At 63.7% G+C, this 18,232-nt stretch carries 11 protein-coding genes; 8 read left to right on the top strand and 3 right to left on the bottom strand.

The window, feature by feature from the left end:
- Positions 1-109: 109 nt before the first annotated feature.
- Positions 110-1,180 (bottom strand): helix-turn-helix domain-containing protein, encoded by a 1,071-nt coding sequence (locus tag DOD19_RS18195; protein WP_239498032.1) that lies wholly within the window; start codon positions 1,178-1,180, stop codon positions 110-112.
- 245 nt (positions 1,181-1,425) lie between these two features.
- Positions 1,426-2,487, bottom strand: a complete 1,062-nt coding sequence (locus DOD19_RS18200; protein ID WP_162634384.1) for a nucleotide disphospho-sugar-binding domain-containing protein — start codon at positions 2,485-2,487, stop codon at positions 1,426-1,428.
- Between the two features lie 660 nt (positions 2,488-3,147).
- On the opposite strand from DOD19_RS18200, the gene DOD19_RS18205 reads away from it, so the two are divergent.
- The 5 genes from DOD19_RS18205 (at position 3,148) to cysC (ending at position 11,329) form a co-directional block, all read left to right on the top strand.
- On the top strand, positions 3,148-6,309 hold the full coding sequence (locus DOD19_RS18205) for an autotransporter domain-containing protein (protein WP_316683607.1): 3,162 nt from the start codon (positions 3,148-3,150) through the stop codon (positions 6,307-6,309).
- 341 nt (positions 6,310-6,650) lie between these two features.
- Positions 6,651-8,738 (top strand): tetratricopeptide repeat-containing sulfotransferase family protein, encoded by a 2,088-nt coding sequence (locus DOD19_RS18210; protein WP_112187014.1) that lies wholly within the window; start codon positions 6,651-6,653, stop codon positions 8,736-8,738.
- Entirely contained in the window at positions 8,735-9,898 is a 1,164-nt protein-coding gene (locus DOD19_RS18215; RefSeq protein WP_024977551.1) for a glycosyltransferase family 9 protein, read from the top strand. Before DOD19_RS18210 ends, DOD19_RS18215 begins: the two co-directional genes overlap by 4 nt.
- A gap of 38 nt (positions 9,899-9,936) precedes the next feature.
- Complete coding sequence (locus DOD19_RS18220; RefSeq protein WP_235193202.1) at positions 9,937-10,761, top strand: alpha/beta hydrolase; 825 nt, start codon at positions 9,937-9,939, stop codon at positions 10,759-10,761.
- 10 nt (positions 10,762-10,771) lie between these two features.
- Entirely contained in the window at positions 10,772-11,329 is a 558-nt protein-coding gene (cysC, locus tag DOD19_RS18225; RefSeq protein WP_024977553.1) for an adenylyl-sulfate kinase, read from the top strand.
- Between the two features lie 62 nt (positions 11,330-11,391).
- Here the strand turns inward: cysC and DOD19_RS18230 are convergent, their stop codons facing one another.
- A complete protein-coding gene (locus DOD19_RS18230; RefSeq protein ID WP_024977554.1) occupies positions 11,392-12,444 on the bottom strand; it encodes an AraC family transcriptional regulator in 1,053 nt (350 codons plus the stop codon).
- 250 nt (positions 12,445-12,694) lie between these two features.
- On the opposite strand from DOD19_RS18230, the gene DOD19_RS18235 reads away from it, so the two are divergent.
- From DOD19_RS18235 to DOD19_RS18245, 3 genes are read left to right on the top strand one after another with little or no spacing between them, the layout of a single operon-like run.
- The gene (locus DOD19_RS18235) at positions 12,695-14,377 is read left to right on the top strand and encodes a choline dehydrogenase (protein WP_024977555.1); all 1,683 of its coding nucleotides are present in this window, start codon (positions 12,695-12,697) and stop codon (positions 14,375-14,377) included.
- The gene (locus DOD19_RS18240; protein WP_112187016.1) at positions 14,364-16,847 is read left to right on the top strand and encodes an alpha/beta hydrolase fold domain-containing protein; all 2,484 of its coding nucleotides are present in this window, start codon (positions 14,364-14,366) and stop codon (positions 16,845-16,847) included. Before DOD19_RS18235 ends, DOD19_RS18240 begins: the two co-directional genes overlap by 14 nt.
- A 6-nt stretch (positions 16,848-16,853) precedes the next feature.
- Positions 16,854-17,570 carry a TetR/AcrR family transcriptional regulator gene (locus DOD19_RS18245; RefSeq protein ID WP_112187017.1) on the top strand — a complete coding sequence of 239 codons (717 nt, stop codon included), beginning with the start codon at positions 16,854-16,856 and terminating at the stop codon, positions 17,568-17,570.
- The last annotated feature ends 662 nt before the right edge of the window (positions 17,571-18,232 follow it).

Consider the following 18,232-nt stretch of genomic DNA (forward strand, 5'->3'; position numbering starts at 1 on the left):
TCGAAGAAACCGCGCGCAGCGCGGCGCCCCCCACCAAAGGGTGAGGCTCAGGACCAACACCTTGGGCGCAAAGTGACCTTGCAGGCGTTTTATGGCACTGACGATGCTTCTATATGAAGCGCGTTTGTTGTGTGTGATCGCGCCGGAGCAACGGTGCGTATTCGTGCAATTCGCGCGGCGCGATGTCGAACGCGCGACGGAATGCACGCGTAAAGCTCGACGCATCGTTGAACCCCAATCCCGAGGCAACGTCCTGTATGCCCCGGTGCGGCAGGCGCACCAACTCGTCGGCCGCCATCCGCAGCCTGCGATTGCGGATATACGCGGCCAGGCCGCCTTCATGCTCGAAGAGTCGATAGACGCTGGCGCGTGAGAAATGCAGCGATGCCAAGACGCTTTCAGGCGACAGATTTGGATCACGCAGATGCATTTCCACATGCCGTCGCACCTTGCCATAGACGGCAGCGCGTACCGCCGCGCGGGCGTTGCCGGCAAAGCCCGCCTGCTGGGCGAAGGCCGCAAGGATCAGCTCCACCGCCGTGAGAAAAGACTGGTGCGCTTCTTCCTTATTCAGCCCAACGATTTGGCGCCTGAGCGCGATGACATGCTCGATCAGCAGGCGCGTCAGCGGGGTGGCAGCGTGAATCCAGCGGCCATGTAGCGACGCCGCATCAGGAAACAACTGTTCCACCAGCGCGCGCGGCACAAAAAGAAGAAGGAGCCGGCCCTCAAAGCTTCGGATGGTGCAGGGCTGATCCATGTCCAGTGCGAGGATGCTTGGCACGCCCGGAACGGGCTGCGCTTCAGTGCGCGGCTTGTTGCCCAGAAACTGCGACGGCGGCCCTTCAAGAAAGATGCTGAACGTGACATCGCGAACGCTCTCGGTCGAGACCCGACCCAACGATCGCACGGCCAGATTTGGCGCGGTGAGAAAGTCGATGAGGCTCAGGTTGTCGATCGTGTAGCGGGACAGTGATGCATCAAACGTATCCTCGGCTTGCTTGCCCGGAGGCCGTATGTCGTAGACCGGGCTCATCCTTTCCTGCCAGGCCAGAAAGCTTTTTCGTGCGTCGCCTTGAACGCTGAAATCGCTGTGCACGATGCCGGGCGCGAGCGTCGGTTGCCCGGGCAACAACAGGCGGCTGAGTGGTGGCGCAGTGTGGAGCGCATCGTCGTTCAATGCAGTGCGCATCGCGGAGTCTCGAAATCGGCCCACCATGGCGGCGCGTCACACGGCAGGCGAACGTCAGCCGTGAGCGGGCAGTGTTTCATGCAAGAGCGTCCCCGTCCCGTGAGTATTTTGTGGTGCTGCTTTTATGTACCGCTTTTTATCGCTGGGACTGTATCGAATAAATCGCGTGCGACGCAGCGCTCCCCCACAAAGGGTGAGGCACGGGACCAACACTCCGCAGTGCTTGGCGGCACCTAACGGCGCTGCACCAGCGCATCCTCCATCAATCCGGTCACCTCTTCCAAGGTGCGATCGCGCGGCAAGTTGTGGTAGCGCACCGCAATGGTGCGTGCTGCGTCACGGTATTTCGGATTGCCCAACAGATCGTGGAGCACCGCGCGGAATCCGGTCTCCACATACGCCGGCAGGATGCCAAGGCCGGCGCCCATGGCGGCCACGCGCTCGGTGACCATCAGTTGCTCGATGTGCTGCGGGAGCAGCAGCATCGGCACACCGGCCAGCAAGCAGTTCAATGCCGTGCCGTGGCCCGCGTGGGTGATGGCCAGCGTGCAGCCGGCAAGCAAGGGGAGCAGCCGGACGGGCTGCCGATAGAGCCGCAGGCCGCGGTGGCGGTTTGCCGTCTCCGTGCTGAGGTCGGGGATGACCGCAATCACTTCGGCGCCGGAGGCTTCCAGCGCTGTCAGCACGGTATCGAGCCAGGGCTGCACTTGCAGATACACGAAGACGTGCGGCTTGTCGGGTTGCTGCCATTGCACGCGTTCGCCCGTGTCCGGCTCGGGTATCGGGCCGAGAAAGGTGGTGCCAGGCGGCCGCAACAGGGCGTAGTGGTCCAGCTCCGGTAGCGTCAACAGCCGGGTGTGGTCAGCGGTGAGTAACGTCGTGAGCGGTTGTGGCAAATCGAACAACGCTTGGATGTTGCGCTCCACCGCAGCCTGCGTTTGCGCGCGCGCTTCAGCGTTGCTCGCTTCCCAGGGGCGGAAACACGGTGCCGGAGAGAGCGTGGGCGGGATGGTAAAGCCAGTGCCGACCTGGACAGTGCCGATGCCTGCGCGCTTGGCGGCCAGGAGCGCAAGCGGCGCGTGGTCGATCACGACCAGATCCGGTTGGAGCGTGGCATACAGGTACTGCCAGGCTTGCACCATGCCCCCAAGAAGATCGGGCTGCGTGGCGCCATAGGTGGCGAGAATGTCAGCGTAGGTCGCAATCTCGCGGCCCAGCGTTGTGACGTTCGTCGGCGTTGGGCAGGCAAACCAGCGAATGCCGTGAGGCGCCAGATAGCGCTGGGCCGAGGCCATCGATTTCAGCCCGAACACCACCTCGTGGCCACGCGCTTGTAGCGCCAGGGCAATCGGCAGCAGGCGTCACAGATGCCCGTGGTTCCCACCCAACTCCCACGCAAAAATGATCCGGCTCATGCACGGTCCTGGTGCGTGGTGGTGCGCGTTGGCGTCGCGGGAGTGCGTGGGTGCATGCAAAGGGTTCCGGGCGATGGCGCTCGGATCTTATCGATATTTCCACGCCGCGCGGAACTTTTCAAAAACTGAGACGCACGGTCAAGACTGGCCCAAAAAAAATCGTCACTATCGGGTCCGACACACATGTGTCAGCAGTCCGGGGGGAGTCGGTAGCGGCTCAGGGCTGTCGGTCAAACGCTCGCGTGCGGCATCCGGTGCCGCGTCAGAACAGAGCCAGCCGGCAGGTTTGCCTGATCCAAGAACGTGGCTTGCAGAGGCGCGCAGAACATAACAGCGCCATTTGCCGGAACGTACCGGATTGCGAAACGGGGAAGTCGTTCGACGCAAGCAAACCGCACAGTGTTGAGGCTCGGGGGAAACCGACAGGCAGACCTTGAGCCTCAACACCTGTGGCGGGGCGCCGCTCGAATTGGCCGTTCAACCGCCTATCTCAGGTACGAAAACAATGGCTCAACGCATCAGTTTCCTAAACAGAGCACCTTGACGCTGGCAATCGCGGCAGCGCTCTCCAGCATGGTCCCGGCCATCGCTGCGGCCGATACGACCGTCAGCACTGCGCTGGGGACCGATGGCACGCTCGGCACGCTCAGCAACAGCGGCTCGATCGTCGGGAGCAATGCCGGAATTTCCTCTTACGGTGGCTCGATCGATACGTTGAACAACGCGGCCGGCGGCGTTATCGGTGCGATCGGCCAGGCGGGGGGCAACGGCAAGGCCGGCGGAATCATAATGCCGCCTCCCATGCCGCCAATGCCGGGGCCCGGCGGGGCAGGGAGTGGGGGCGAAAACGCGTTTGGCCTGGCGGCAAGCAACATCACCACGCTGAACAACAACGGCACGATCATGGGCGTCGGCGGTAACGGCGGCGCCGGCGGTTCTGGCGTGCCCGGCGGTGTAGGCGGCGCTGGCGGTAGCGGCACGGGCCTGATCAACAGCGCGCTGATCACGACGCTGAACAACGGTGGCACCATCCTTGGCCAGGGTGGCAACGGTGGCGCTGGCGGCACGGGCGCTGCCGGCGGCGGCGGCGGCAACGGCTTCGGCATTCAGAACCAAGGGACCATCGTCTCGCTCAGCAACACCGGCATCATCAGCGGAACCGGCGGCACCAACGGAACCGGCACCAATGGCGCGGGTACGGGTAGCGGCTTAGGCATTTCCAACAGCGGTGCGATCACCACGCTGAACAACGCTGCGAGCGGCATTATCCAAGGTGGTGTGAACGGCATCCTCAACGGTGCCGCGATCGGTACGTTGACGAACAGCGGCACCATCAGTGGTACCAGTGCCAACTCCGTTGGCGTCGCAAACTACGGCGGTACGATCATCGGGTTGACCAACAACGCGAGCGGCCTCATTAGCGGTGGCATCGAAGGCATCAACAATTTCGGCACGATCCAGACGCTGAGCAACAGCGGCACCATTCTTGGTCTCCCCTCGGGCACCGGTCCCCAGAATGCCGGCGTTTTCAACGGGGGCTCGATCGGTTCGCTCACCAATAGCGGCAGCATCAGTGGTGGCGGTGTCGGCGTCAGCAACGAAGGAACGATCAACTCGCTGACCAACAGCGGTGTGATCAGCGGTCGCGCCCCAGGCCTCTACAACACACGCACGATCGGCGCGCTGGTCAACCGCGGAACGATCAGCGGTGGCACAGTGGGCACCATGCCCTTTGTCGCCGGCATTCTCAACGGCGGGACGATCGGCGCGCTGGACAACAGCGGCACCATAACCGGCGCTGGCAATGCCATCAACAACGCAGGGTCGATCGGCCCGATCACCAACTCAGGCGTGATTGCCGGCAATATCACGAACGGGAGCCCTCAAGATCTGAACATCAATGGTGGAACGGGCACGACATTCGGCACCCTGACCGGCTTTGGCGGAACGATCGGTAGCATCGTCAGCCCCAGCGCGGGCGTCGTATTCGCTTCGGGCAACCTGGTGCTGAATGACAACATCGGTGTCGTGCTCCCCTCTCCCATCAACCCGGCCAGCGTTCGCACGGCCCGTGCCGCCTCCACCGGTTCGGTGGCGGTGAGCAACACGGGCGCGGTCCTGCAAGTCAACAACCCGATCACCATTACCGGCACCTACAGCCAGAGTGCGGCCGGTACGCTGCAGATTGGCGTGAACACTGGTGCGGTGACCAACGGCTCGCTCACCGGCGACAGTGGCTACGGTCGACTGGTGGTTTCGGGTGCAGTGAATCTTGCCGCGGGTTCGGCCGTTTCGTTTGCGCAGGTCAATCCGTATCCGTTTGCCGCGGGTCAGCGTTATGTGATCGTCGATGCGTCCAGCACCGGCACCAACTACAACGAAGGCACGCTGCGGTATGGGATCCGCGGCTACAACAGTGTCCTGACCGGCGCCAACGTTACCGCCAACGGCCGCAGCGATCTGGTGGTGACCGTGGTCAGCGCAGATCTGATCCCGACCACGAGCCCCACGCCGGCACCTGCGCCGGCACCTGCTCCGGCTCCCGCGCCTGCACCGGTCCCCAGCCCGGCGACTGTGCCGAACGCCCAAGCGGCGCTCACGGGTCTGTCGCAGTACACGGGCATCAGCGATCCGGGTCTGCTGAACCTGTACAACGCCTCGATGGCGCTGAACCTGGGCAGCAGCGACGCCGCCAACCACGCCGGCAAGCAACTGAACCCGGTGTCGCAGGGGTCGACGGCCCAGGCCGCACTGGCACCGACGCTGGATGTGCTCAACATCATCTCCACGCATGCCGACAGCATGCGCCTTGCCCAGGCCGGTGGCCTGAGCGGTGTTTCGACCGGTGAAGCGGCTCCGGCATGGGGCGTGTGGGGCCAGGCATTTGGCGGCCACGCACACCAGGGCCAGCGCGATCAGGTGGACGGCTACAGCGCCAACTTCGGCGGCTTGCTGTTCGGCGTCGATCACGCGGTCAGCGACGCATGGCGTGCGGGCGGTGTGTTCAGCTACAGCAACGCCAAGATCAGCAACACGGGCGACACCGATGGCAACTCGACGCGTGTGAATTCGTTCGGCCAGATGGGCTACGCCAGCTACACGGGCAGCCCGTGGTATGCAAACTTGTCGGCGGGTGCCGTGCAGCAGCACTACGACACCACCCGCGCCGTCAACTTTGCCGGCTTCTCGGGCAACGCCAATGGCAGCTTCAGCGGCACGCAGTACGTGGCGCGAGCAGAAGCCGGTTACCCGTTCGCCACGGCTGTTGCCACGGTTACGCCGCTGGCAAGCCTGACGTATGGTTACCTGCGCCAGAACGGCTACACCGAATCGGGGGGCAATGGCGCGGCGCTATCGGTGGGCGCGTCGCACACGACGTCGGTTACCAGCGACCTTGGCGTGAAGTTCTCGCGCGAGCTCGCAACCTCGTACGGCACGCTCGTGCCGGAACTGCAGGTCGCATGGCGCCATGAGTACAACAACACGCGCACTCAGACGCAGGCCAGCTTTGCGGCAGACCCGACGGGCCAGACCAGCTTCACGTCGTTGGGTGCCAGCCCAGTGACGGATTCGGCTGTGCTCTCTGCCGGTGTCAAGTTGCTGCGTGCGAACAATCTGAGCATCAGCGCGCGCTACTCGTTGCAAGTGGGTAGCGGGTACGTGTCGCATGCCGGCAGCCTGCAACTGCGTCAGTTGTTCTAACGACTTGAAGTGATACGCCAATGGCGCGCCTCCCGAAAGGGAGAGCGCGCTCATTGCTTTATGGGGTGGTAGACGCGTCCCCCATCAAACAATGAGCACCCGGTTGCATCAACGCTCTCGCTCGGTGGGCGCGGACTCTTTCCGGTAACCAACTGAGCGCGCGCTATGCGCTGCAGGCGGGCAGGGGTTTTCGTTTCGCAGACGGGCAGCGTGCGTCTGCGCCAGTTGTTCTAAGCAGCGAAAAGAGGTACCGAAGAGCGCGTTTTCTTGCGGGAAGGCGCGCCTTTCCTTCTAGTACGATCACGCTCTTACTCTCATCGAGTGAGCCCTTGGAGTCCCGCATGTCGAGCGCGCCCAATACAGATCCAATCAGCATTCCCGAAGCGCTCAACCGTGCACATGCGCACTGGAACGCAGGCCAGGCGGCGGAAGCGGAAATCTATTGCCAGCATGTGCTGGCCGCATGGCCGGGCCAGGCCGATGCCCTGCATCTGCTCGGGCTCATGGCGCATGCCTACGGCAACCTGGATCTGGCCATTGCCCACCTGCGCCAGGCTTGCATGGCACCACGTGCGCCCGCCATCTACGCAAGCAACCTCGCAGAGATGTATCGCCAGAAGGGCATGCTGGCTGAAGGACAGGAAGCTGCCGAACGCGCGGTGGCACTGGACCCATCGCTTGTTCCGGGCTGGAGCAATCTCGGCATCCTGTTGCAGGAAGCAGGCAAGCTGGAGCAGAGCCTCGCATGTCTGGAACGGGTTGTGACGCTCACGCCTGATGCACCCGAGGCGCACAACAATCTGGCCAATACGTATCGACGGCTGGACAGGCTCGGCCAAGCCGAGCAGCACTACCGCCAGGCGTTGGCGCTGAACCCGCACTATGCCGAGGCACACAGCAATCTCGCTTTCCTGCTGACCGCGCAAGGGCAGTACGACCAGGCTGCCGCAGAAGCGCGCCTGGCCATCGAGCTCAACCCGCGTCTGATCGATGCCTACTTGAACCTGGCCGATGTGGAGGTGACGCGCCATCGGCATGCCGCAGCGCTCCAGGTGCTGGACGCGTTGCAGGCCTTCGCGCCACAGCATCCCGCCGGTTTGACCGCCCGTGCGAAAGCGTTGATGCAACTTGAGCGCCTGGACGCCGCCCTCGCTTGCGCGCAGCAAGCCATGACATTGGCGCCGCGCAGTGCCGAAGCCCATCACGCACTGGCGCAGGTGCTTCAGGCGCAGGGCAAAACCGACGAGGCGCTCGCGCATTTCGAGCAGGCCGCAACGTTGCCAGGCACGGTGGCCGAAGAGGCGTTGGTGGGAAGCGCCACGCTTTGGATGGAATCCGGTCAGAAGGAGGCCGCTCGGGCAGCCTTCGATCGGGCGCTGTCGATGTATCCCGGTTCCATACGGGTGCTCACGGCTCGCGCCGAGGCTAAGACATTCCGTGCTGACGATCCGGATGTCGGGGCCATTGAAGGCTGGCTTGCCAACGAAACATCGAAGCCGATGAACGAACGCATCTCGGCGCATTTTGCGTTGGGCAAGGCCTATCTCGACCTGCACGACGCGCCGCGCGCCTTCGCGCATCTGCATACCGCGAACCAGCGAAAGCGTGCGACGTTTAGCTACGACGCCAGGGCGACCCGGCAATGGATGCAGCGCATCTCTGAAGTCTTCACCGCCGAACGGATGGAGCGCCTGGCTCCCGCTGGCACGCAGTCTGACCTGCCGGTATTCATCATCGGCATGCCGCGCTCTGGTACCACGCTGGTCGAGCAGATCCTGTCGTCGCACTCGCAGGTCATGGGTGCGGGCGAGCTTTCAGCGCTGCGCCAGGTGGTGGAGGGCGCCGGTCTGTTCCCCGACATCGCGCAGGTGCTGACCCCGGAGGACATGCAGCGCATGGGCCGAACCTACCTGAACCGTATCGAACCGTTGGCACAAGGTCGGCGACGCCTGATCGACAAGATGCCGGGCAATTTCATCTATGCGGGGCTGATTCCGCTGATCCTGCCGGGCGCGCGCATCATCCATTGCCGGCGCGATCCGGTGGACACGTGCCTATCGTGCTACACCAAGCAATTCGGCGGTGAACAGCCGTTCGCCTACGATCTGGCGGAGCTTGGTGCGTTCTACACCGACTATCAGAAGCTGATGGCCCATTGGGCCCAGGTCCTGCCAACCGATCGATTCATCGAAGTGGACTATGAGCACGTGGTGGATGACCTGGAAGGCGAAGCAAAACGCCTGGTCAGCTTCCTCGGTCTGCCTTGGGAAGACGCTTGCCTGCAGTTCCACGCAAATGACCGCCTAGTGCGCACCGCCAGCGTCAACCAGGTGCGCCAACCGATCTACACCACATCCAAGGGACGCTGGCAGAAGTACGCCGATCATCTTGGCCCGTTGCTCACCGCACTCGGGATGAGCGCGCCGTGAATGACGTCGATGTCGCCACGGTGGAACGCCAAGGCCGCGCCCTGCTGGCCGACGGACGCCTGAACGAGGCCGAGGCGCTGGTGCGGCCATGGCTGGCATCCGGCACCGGGCCGTTGATCTTGTGGCAGGTGCTGGCCGACACGATTCGCCCGCAAGGCAAGATTGCCGAGACGCAGGCCATTCAAGAGATGCTGGTGGCCAACATGCCAGGCAATCTCACCGCGCGCTTCAATCTGGCCGAAACGCTGCTGCTGCAAGGCGACTTTGAGCGCGGCTGGCGCGAGTATCACCATCGCTACGGCATGCCGCACACCGCGGCCATCGAGCGCAAAGTCCAACGTCCGCGCTGGGACGGTCGCCCCATTCCCGGCAAGACGCTGCTCATCCATGACGAGCAGGGCTACGGCGATACGTTCCAGTTCCTGCGCATGGTGCGCTGGGCAAAGGAGCGCAGCGGCGCGCGCGTCATCCTGGAGGTGAACGCGGAAAGCGCATCGCTGGCCAGCCGTTACGAAGGCTTTGATGCACTGACGGCGCGCGGCCAATTGCCGCCCGCATTCGACGTGCATTGCGAGCTGATGAGCCTGCCGATGGTGATGGGCCTGAAGCTGTCTGATTTGCCCGGTGCCACCCCGTATCTGTCGGCGGACCCGCAACGCGTTGCCAAGTGGCAGGCGCGCCTGGCCGGGTTGCCGCGCCCGCTGGTGGCGCTGGTCTGGGCCGGGCGCCCCACGCACGTCAACGATGCGAATCGCTCGATGAAGCTGGCGGACCTCGCACCGTTGGGCAGGCCCGATGTCACGTTCCTTGCCATCCAGAAAGGTCCGGCCGCACAACAGGCCGCGTCGCCACCGCCCGGTATGTCGATGGTGTCGCTCAGCGACGAGATCCAGGACTTTGAAGACACTGCCGCCATTCTCGCCGTGGCCGATCTGCTGATCTCGGTGGATTCGTCGCCGGTGCATCTGGCAGGCGCCCTCGGTCGCCCCGCATGGGTGATGCTGCCGCTCGTGCCGGACTGGCGCTGGCTGCTCGAACGCAACGACACGCCGTGGTACCCGAGCGTGCGCCTGTTCCGCCAGCCGTCTCGCGGCGATTGGGGCAGCGTCATGGGCGCCATGGCGCAGGCGCTGGCACAACTCGCGGGCGTACACGCATGACTGCTCTGTCGCCTCTCACATCAAAGGTTTTGACGGCGATGTTCGCTGTGCTTCTGGTTGTGCTTTGCAGCCTGCTGTCCGACTGCACGACGCTGGACCGCGATGCCCACGCCGATGCGCTGGCGGCTCCGTTCCAACTGCATCGTGAGCAAGTGAAGACGGAGCACTTCGTATTGACTGCTTTCGTGCGCATGACGCGCGCAGACCAGCCGCTCACTGTCTACATCGAGGGCGATGGCCTAGCCTGGATTTCCCGCACGGAGCCATCGGCCGATCCGACCCCGCGCATGGCCACTGCTCTTGCGCTGGCAGCAGCGGACCCGACACCGAACGTCGTGTATCTCGCCCGCCCCTGCCAGTTCACCCCGATGGCGTTGAACCCGCTGTGTGCTGTGCCGTACTGGACCAGCAAGCGGTTCGCACCGGAAATCGTGGCATCCATGGACGAGGCCGTGAGCCAGTTCGCAGCGAAGGTGCCTGGCCAGCCCGTTCACCTCGTCGGCTATTCGGGTGGCGGCGCGGTGGCTGTGCTGGTTGCTGCACGGCGCGCGGACATCGCATCCATCCGCACTGTGGCAGGCAACCTCGATACAGAGTTCGTCAACCGCCTGCACGACGTCTCGGCGATGCCGGAATCGCTGAACCCGATCGATGCGGCGTCGCGTGTGGCAATGGTCCCACAGGTGCATTTCAGCGGCGCGGACGACACCGTGGTGCCACCGGAAGTGGCGCAGCGTTTTGTGCGGGCGACCGGCGGCCGATGTGCACAGGCCAACATCGTGCCGGGCCTGGACCACAGCGGCGACTGGGCCGGGCAATGGCCGGCGATGCTGCCGTTGGCACCCGTCTGCAAAGCACGCTAAGGAGCAATGCATGCAACCGGTTCCATCCACGCTCTGGCTGACGGGGCTCAGCGCCGCCGGCAAGACCACGGTGGCCCTGGCCGTGGCCGAGTCGCTCACAGCACGAGGCGTGCCGTGCCGCGTGCTCGACGGTGATGCCGTGCGTAAGCAGCTCTGCTCGGATCTTGGATTCTCCCGGGCCGATCGCAGCGAAAACGTGCGCCGTGTGGCGCAATGGTGTGCGCAGATCAACAACACCGGCACGTGGGCAATTGCCGCCCTGATCTCGCCCTACCGCGATGACCGCGAGCGTGCCCGACAGATTGTCGGCGCATCGCGTTTTCATGAGGTGCATGTCGCGACACCGCTGTCCGTGTGCGAAGCGCGTGACCCGAAAGGGCTATACAGGAGTGCGCGCGCTGGAGCGATCTCCAACTTTACCGGCATCAGCGATATCTATGAGCCGCCCCAGGCTCCGGCGTTGTCGATTGATACCGGTCGGCAGTCGATGCAGGCATGTGTCGCAGCCACACTGGCGTTGCTTGGGATGACCATCGCGAGCGCCAGGCCCGCGGCGCGCCTCGCGTAGGGGCGCAACCTTGTTTGGCGGACGAGTTGCCCATGCCGTGAGGAACTGATTCCGGTGTAGGGTCAAACTTGGTCCGTCTCGTCGTCGATAGACAAGCCCTGGCGGCGCATCGTACTGGGCGCCACGCCATACCAGCGCTTGAAGGCCTGCGAGAAGGTGGACAAGTCGGCGAAGCCAAGCCGCTCCGCGATCTCACCGAGCGCCAGTTCACCCTCCCTGAGCAGCGCCTCGGCCATCGCACCGCGTGATTCGGCCAGCAACGCTCTGAAGGTTGTGCCTTCATCGTGCAGCCGACGCTTGAGCGTGCGTTCGCTGGTGTTCATCAGGCGGGCCATGCTGCTTAGCGTGGAGAGCGTGGTGCCGGGCGCGGCGCCCAAGTAATGGCGGATCATCGCCGCCGTGCCCACACGTAAGCGCCGCTCTTCAATGAGACGACTGCACATCTGCTCGCACATCGAAGCCGTGATGGGGTTGGCGTGTGGCAGCGGCCGGCTCAGAAATGATCGGTCGAACGCAAGACTGTTGACGTGCGCTGAATATTCCGGCTCCGCGGCGAAGAGCGTCCTGCGCACCGGAGAAGGCCCACGCGCGAGCGGGGGCCTGGCCCTGAGCGTAAAGCGAGACAGTGCGAAGTCATCTCCCCCGATTTCCTGCAGCAAGACCGCGGCGGCGGCCATGTCGCGCTCCACAACAAAACGCTTCACCTCATCGGCAAGTTCCGGCTCGCCAAAACTCAGCACGGCGAGACGGCCTTCTTCGTGATACGTGATCACGGTAAATGCGTAGGTGAGCGGCAGGAAACGCAACGCCAACGCCATGGCATCGCCTGCCGTGGCGCTGCTGATCAGGCCGTAGCCCCACACCCCATACGCCGAAAAGTGGTAGCGCAGCCCCAGCTCCAGTCCGAGCCCTGGCGGATGCTTCAACAGGCGCAGCAGGTTGCCGACCACGCGCAGCTCCTGCGCAGCGGTCAGCTCCACATTCGGGTCGGACAGTTGGGCCAGCGACAGTTGCGTGCCGGCCAGCAGCTTTGCCGGCGAAAGCCCGCGCTCCTGCCCGAAATCGACCAGTAAGCGTGCGCTGGCTGGGCTCCGAGTGAACTCCCAGAAACGCATACGGAGAAACCCTTGGGACGTGTCATTTGGCCCAAATACTAAAACAGTTGTCCCCGCGCGCCATTGGTGTTTTCCCATGCCGGAAGCAACATCAAGCGCATCCGATATGCCGCCCCGGTGGCGTTGCAACACCCGCTCCCAGGAAGACCCGGATCTTCCCGAGCCCGCGGGCGCCAGCCTTGCACGTCGGATCGCCAAGCGGCTGGCGGCTCACAGCGCTTGGCTCAAAAGACATTGTGGAGACAACAACATGGGCAACATCTTCGACTACGTCATTGTGGGCGGCGGGTCCGCCGGCAGCGTCGTGGCAGGGCGACTTACTGAAGACCCGCAGGTGACGGTCTGCGTTTTGGAGGCGGGCGGTGGCGGCAGCGAACTCGTCATCAACGTCCCGACCGGCGCCGTTGCGATGCTGCCGACCAAGCTCAACAACTGGGCATTCGAGACCGTGCCCCAGCCCGGACTGGGCGGGCGCAGGGGATATCAACCGCGAGGTAAGGCATTGGGTGGCTCATCGGCGATCAACGCGATGGTCTACATACGCGGGCATCGCAATGACTACGACGACTGGGCCGCGCGCGGCAATGTCGGCTGGTCTTATGAAGACGTGCTGCCGTATTTCCGGCTCAGCGAGCACAACGAGCGGCTCGACAACGCATGGCATGGCCGGGACGGCCCGCTCTGGGTCAGCGACCTGCGCTCCGACAACCCCTTCCAGGCACGCTACCTGGAAGCCGCACGCCAAGCAGGGCTTCCGCTGACGGATGACTTCAACGGTGCAGAACAGGAAGGCGTCGGCATTTACCAGGTGACGCAAAAGCACGGTGAGCGGTGGAGCGCAGCACGCGCCTACCTGTTGCCGCACATCGGGCGGCGAGACAACCTGAGCGTCAAGACGTACGCCCAAGTCCAGCGCATCCTGTTCGAGGGCAAGCGGGCCGTGGGCGTTGAAATCCTGCAAGGCGGCCAGCTTCACACCGTGCGGGCACGCCGCGAAGTGGTGATGGCCGCCGGCGCTTTCCAGACCCCCCAGTTGCTGATGCTCTCCGGCATCGGCCCTTCTGATGAACTGGATCGTCTCGGCATTCAGACGCGCGCGCATCTGCCGGGGGTGGGCAAGAACTTGCAAGACCATCCGGACTTCATCTTCGGTTACCGGGCGCGCAGCCTCGACACGATGGGCGTGTCGCTCGGTGGCGGCCTGCGCATGCTGAAAGAGATCCGACGATTCCGCCAGGAACGGCGAGGCGCGCTCACGTCAAACTTTGCCGAAGGCGGTGGCTTTCTCAAGACCCGTGCCGGGCTCGCGATGCCCGACGTCCAGCTCCATTTTGTCGTCGCGCTGGTGGACGACCATGCGCGGTCGTTTCATCTGGGTCATGGGCTGTCTTGCCATGTCTGCCTGCTGCGTCCGCGCAGCCGCGGCTCCGTCACCCTGCAGAGCAACAACCCCCAGGACGCGCCGCTGATCGACCCCGCGTTCTTTCAGGATCCGCAGGATATCCAAGACATGGTGGCGGGCTTCAAGCTCACGCGCAGGCTGATGCAGGCACCCGCGCTGGCTGAATGGATCACGAAGGATGTATTCACCGCCAACGTGAACACCGACGACGAGATTCGCGAGGTCCTGCGGCAGCGCACTGACACCGTCTACCACCCGGTCGGCACATGCCGGATGGGCAACGACCCGCACGCCGTCGTGGACCCTCAACTACGCGTGCGCGGTGTGGAGGGCCTACGCATCGTTGATGCCTCCGTCATGCCCACGCTCATCGGCGGCAACACCAACGCGCCGACGATCATGATTGCCGAGAAGGCGGTCGACATGATGCGGGGCCGCAGCCGGGTGCAGCCGACGCCCCGCGAAGCGGTCTCCATGCCCGCGCAGTTCCAATTCGATGCCTCGAAGGAAGCCAGCCATGCGTTCAGCTAACCCCACCCGCCCTTCCGACGCGGCAACACCGCATGCAGCCATCATCATCGGATCGGGCTTTGCCGGCATTGGCATGGCCGTGGCGTTCAAGCAGGCAGGGCTGCACGACTTCGTCATCCTTGAGCGGGCGCATGACGTTGGCGGCGTCTGGCGCGACAACAGTTATCCGGGGGCGGCGTGCGACGTGCCCTCACACCTGTATTCCTTCTCTTTCGAGCCCAACCCGAACTGGTCGCGCACCTTTGCGCCTCAAGCGGAAATCCACGCGTACCTGCAGCATTGCGCGCGCAAATACGCCGTCGAACCTCACATCAGGTTTGGCGCCGAAGTCGCGTGTGCGCAGTATGACGAACAGCATTCGGTCTGGCGGGTCACGCTACGGGATGGGACAACGCTCAGCGCGAACCGCCTCATCAGCGGCACTGGGCAGTTGAGCCGTCCCGCGTTCCCGCAATTGCCGGGCATGGAAACCTTCAAGGGGCACACCTTCCACTCTGCGCACTGGGATCACGGCTATGCGCTGTCAGGCAAGCGCGTCGCGGTGGTGGGAACGGGCGCTTCGGCTATCCAGTTCGTGCCGGCCATCGCAGATGCCGTGCAGCAACTCACGGTCTTCCAGCGCTCGCCGGCCTACATCATGCCCCGCCCCGATCGCGCTTATCGGCCTTGGGAGAAAGCAGTGTTCCGGGCGCTGCCATGGGCGATGAAGCTGCACCGCGCCATGATCTACACGCGCTATGAATCTCGCGCCCTGGCGTTCACGCGCTTCAAGGGGCTTATGCGACTGGCGGTGGGCGTGCCGTTCCGGCGGCTGCTCTCAAAACAGGTTCCCGACGCCGCGCTGCGCGCCAAGCTCAAGCCCGACTATCCGATCGGCTGCAAGCGCATCCTGCTCTCAAGCGAATACCTCGCGGCCATGAGCAAGCCGAACGTTCACCTGGTGACCGACGGCATCCGCAGGGTGACCCCAGAGGGCATCGAAACCGTTGACGGCACGCACCACCAGATCGATGCCATCATCTACGGCACAGGCTTTGCCGCCACCGAATTCCTCTCGCCCATGCGAATCACCGGACGCGCGGGTCTGGACCTGAACGATGCCTGGCGACGCGGGGCAGAGGCGTACCTCGGCTTGACCGTGCCGGGCTTTCCAAACTTCTTCATGCTGTACGGCCCGAACACGAATCTTGGGCACAACTCCATCGTCTACATGCTGGAGAGCCAGATCGCTCACGTCATCCGCTGCTGCAAGGCGATGACGGCCACCCATACGACCAGCATCGAAACGGATGCGCGCCGCTACCGGCGTTTCAATGCCCGCATTCAGCAGCGCCTGGCCAAATCCGTCTGGAGCGGGTGCAAGAGCTGGTACGTGGATGCCAGCGGGCACAACAGCACCAATTGGCCCGGCTTCACGTTGACCTATCGCTGGCTGACCCGGTTTTCCAGCCTGCAGGCATACCGCCTGACACGAGCACTGCCGGGACCGGTGGGCCTGACCGCTGGCGTTGCCGTAGCCGAACCACCAGGGTGGTGGGAAGCGGCCAACGCATGGTTCCTGCGTAACTTCCTGCGCATCGGTTTTCGCTCGCTCATCGGCCCGCCTTTTGGTGTCACCGTGCAGCGCAGCTTCGTGCGCCTGCTTTCCCCGCTCATGCCCGGTGCGAGCGGGGTGATCCGCTACCGGAACTTGGTCAGCAACGTGCCGGTAGAAGTTGTTGCGCCCAAGCGCGGTGAAACCGAAGGCGCCATGCTCTACCTGCATGGCGGCGCTTTTTGCCTGGGAAGCCCGGGCACGCACCGCAGCATCACGACCCTCCTGGCGGTCGAATCGGGCATGCCGGTCTGCGTGCCCAACTACCGGCTTGCGCCCGAGCACCCGTACCCTGCCGCGCTGCACGATGCGCTCGCGTGCTACGACGCGCTGCGCAGCCAGGGCTATGCCGCAGAGAAGATCGTCGTCGCGGGCGATTCTGCCGGTGGCGCACTGGCCCTGGCACTGGCGCTTGCACTGCGGGAGCGCGGCGATGCCGCTCCTGCAGGCCTGCTGCTGATCTCACCCGTGACCGATGCCACGTTGAGCGGCGACACGCTGGTGTCTCAGCGGACCCGCGATCCAATGATCCGCCGCGGTTGGCTCGAACAAGGATTGCGCTGGTACCAGGCACCCGCCGGAGCGGCTGAGCACACGCCGCTCAAGGTGGATTTGCGTGGCCTCCCGCCCATGCTGATTCAAGTTGGCGAACACGAAGTGCTGCGCTCGGATGCCACCCGGCTGGCAGACCACGCTGCGGGCTGCGGTGTGCCGTGCCGCATCGAGGTCCACGCTGCGCGTTGGCATGTCTTTCACCTTCAATCGTTTTATCTGCGCTCCGCAGTTGATGCACTGCGCACGCTCGCAGATTTTGCCCGCGAGCGGATAGCGAGCGGGGCAAGCGTCGCACGTGCCGATGTGCCGCCGCTTGGTTGACCAGGCATGGGGCGTATCACACCGAAGCCGCGACACGGCGTACTGATTTCCGGCGACCAGGCAAGCCAGACACGCGAGCGGATCGTGGCTTACGCCTTGAAGGCCTTTAACGAGGTCGGCGTGGCGGGCGTTACAACAACGGGCCTCTGTGCGGGGCTCGGCATGAGCCCCGGCCATTTTTACTACTACTTTCGCGGTAAGGAAGCGGTCGTGCTGCATCTCTTCGGTCGCTTCAAGCGCGATATGCAGGCGCAGCTGTTTGTTCGTCCAGGTGGCCCGCTGTCGGGCGCGTACTTAGCCGAACGCCTTCTCAAGGTTCTCGATTGCGTCTGGGAATATCGTTTTCTTTACCGGGACATGAACGGACTGATTGCATCAAGCCGGACGCTTGAGCAAGGATTCAAGGAACTGGTCGACCAAAGCGTGCACGCTCTGAGCGGCGCGCTTTGCGTAGACCGATCTGAGCATCAGGGTGGGCCGCGCCTGGCTCAACTGGAAACTGCTTGCCGCTGCGCGGTCATCGTGGCGACGTATTGGCTGTCATTCCAGTTCTTGCAGAACGCCAGGCAATTCAATGACCGGAGCGTCATGACGCGCTCGTTTCACGCGGCACGTGACCAAATATTGGCATTGCTGCGGCCGTTTCTGCCGACAAAGCTGGACGGCGCCTGCGGTGCGGGCTTGAAAGAGGCGCCCTCTATGCTACGTAACGGCATTGCTTGATATGGACGTCATTGCTGACGCATTCTCCATATCGTCGATTCGTTTCGGTTCGGATACGCCGGACCCGGTAAGGCTCTTCGGGTGGCCCCAGCGCCCCGTATCTCGAACCAATCGATCACTGAGGGACTTGATTAGTTCCGGATACACGTAGTTGATTAGTTCCGGATACTGGCTGGTCTAGTGGCTTTGGAGGTCGAGCAGCGGTGCCTCGACAGCGCCCGGGGATTGATACTTTGCGCCTGCAGCGGTGGCGTGTGAGGTATTGATTAGTTTCGGATACGGCGATAGCCAGGATGCCTTGTGGCACACATGAAGACCTTTCCCGGATTCGCCGCGTCATCGCCTTTCAATATCTTCTGAGTGCCTTTTAGGCCGCATGACGGAAGTGGTCATATAACCTGGAAACTGCTTCAAAACTACAGTAGCTGTAGCAGGCGGCTCAGAATCGGCTGCAGCGCTAGGCCTCCAGGTGCCAGTATCACTACGGCAACCACACCGGCCACGGTCGCAAAGCGACACAACACAAATCGGACATCACGAGATATCAGCGCGTTACGGCGTTCCCGGTCACTACGAAATTCGCAGTAAGGGTCCTCGGGGCTTGAGCGGCTCTGGCGCCCAATCCTAATCTCGTGTCGCTCATCCATCGCAATCTCCCGCGC

It is taken from the genome of Ralstonia sp. GX3-BWBA (assembly GCF_003290055.1).
GTDB classification, from domain to species: domain Bacteria; phylum Pseudomonadota; class Gammaproteobacteria; order Burkholderiales; family Burkholderiaceae; genus Ralstonia; species Ralstonia holmesii.

Coding starts and splice junctions, on each gene's coding strand:
- DOD19_RS18200 (WP_162634384.1), bottom strand. CDS start 2,487: ATGGCCTCGGCCCAGCGCTATCTGGCGCCTCACGGCATTCGCTGGTTT.
- DOD19_RS18210 (WP_112187014.1), top strand. CDS start 6,651: ATGTCGAGCGCGCCCAATACAGATCCAATCAGCATTCCCGAAGCGCTC.
- DOD19_RS18220 (WP_235193202.1), top strand. CDS start 9,937: ATGTTCGCTGTGCTTCTGGTTGTGCTTTGCAGCCTGCTGTCCGACTGC.
- cysC (WP_024977553.1), top strand. CDS start 10,772: ATGCAACCGGTTCCATCCACGCTCTGGCTGACGGGGCTCAGCGCCGCC.
- DOD19_RS18230 (WP_024977554.1), bottom strand. CDS start 12,444: ATGCGTTTCTGGGAGTTCACTCGGAGCCCAGCCAGCGCACGCTTACTG.
- DOD19_RS18235 (WP_024977555.1), top strand. CDS start 12,695: ATGGGCAACATCTTCGACTACGTCATTGTGGGCGGCGGGTCCGCCGGC.
- DOD19_RS18240 (WP_112187016.1), top strand. CDS start 14,364: ATGCGTTCAGCTAACCCCACCCGCCCTTCCGACGCGGCAACACCGCAT.
- DOD19_RS18245 (WP_112187017.1), top strand. CDS start 16,854: ATGGGGCGTATCACACCGAAGCCGCGACACGGCGTACTGATTTCCGGC.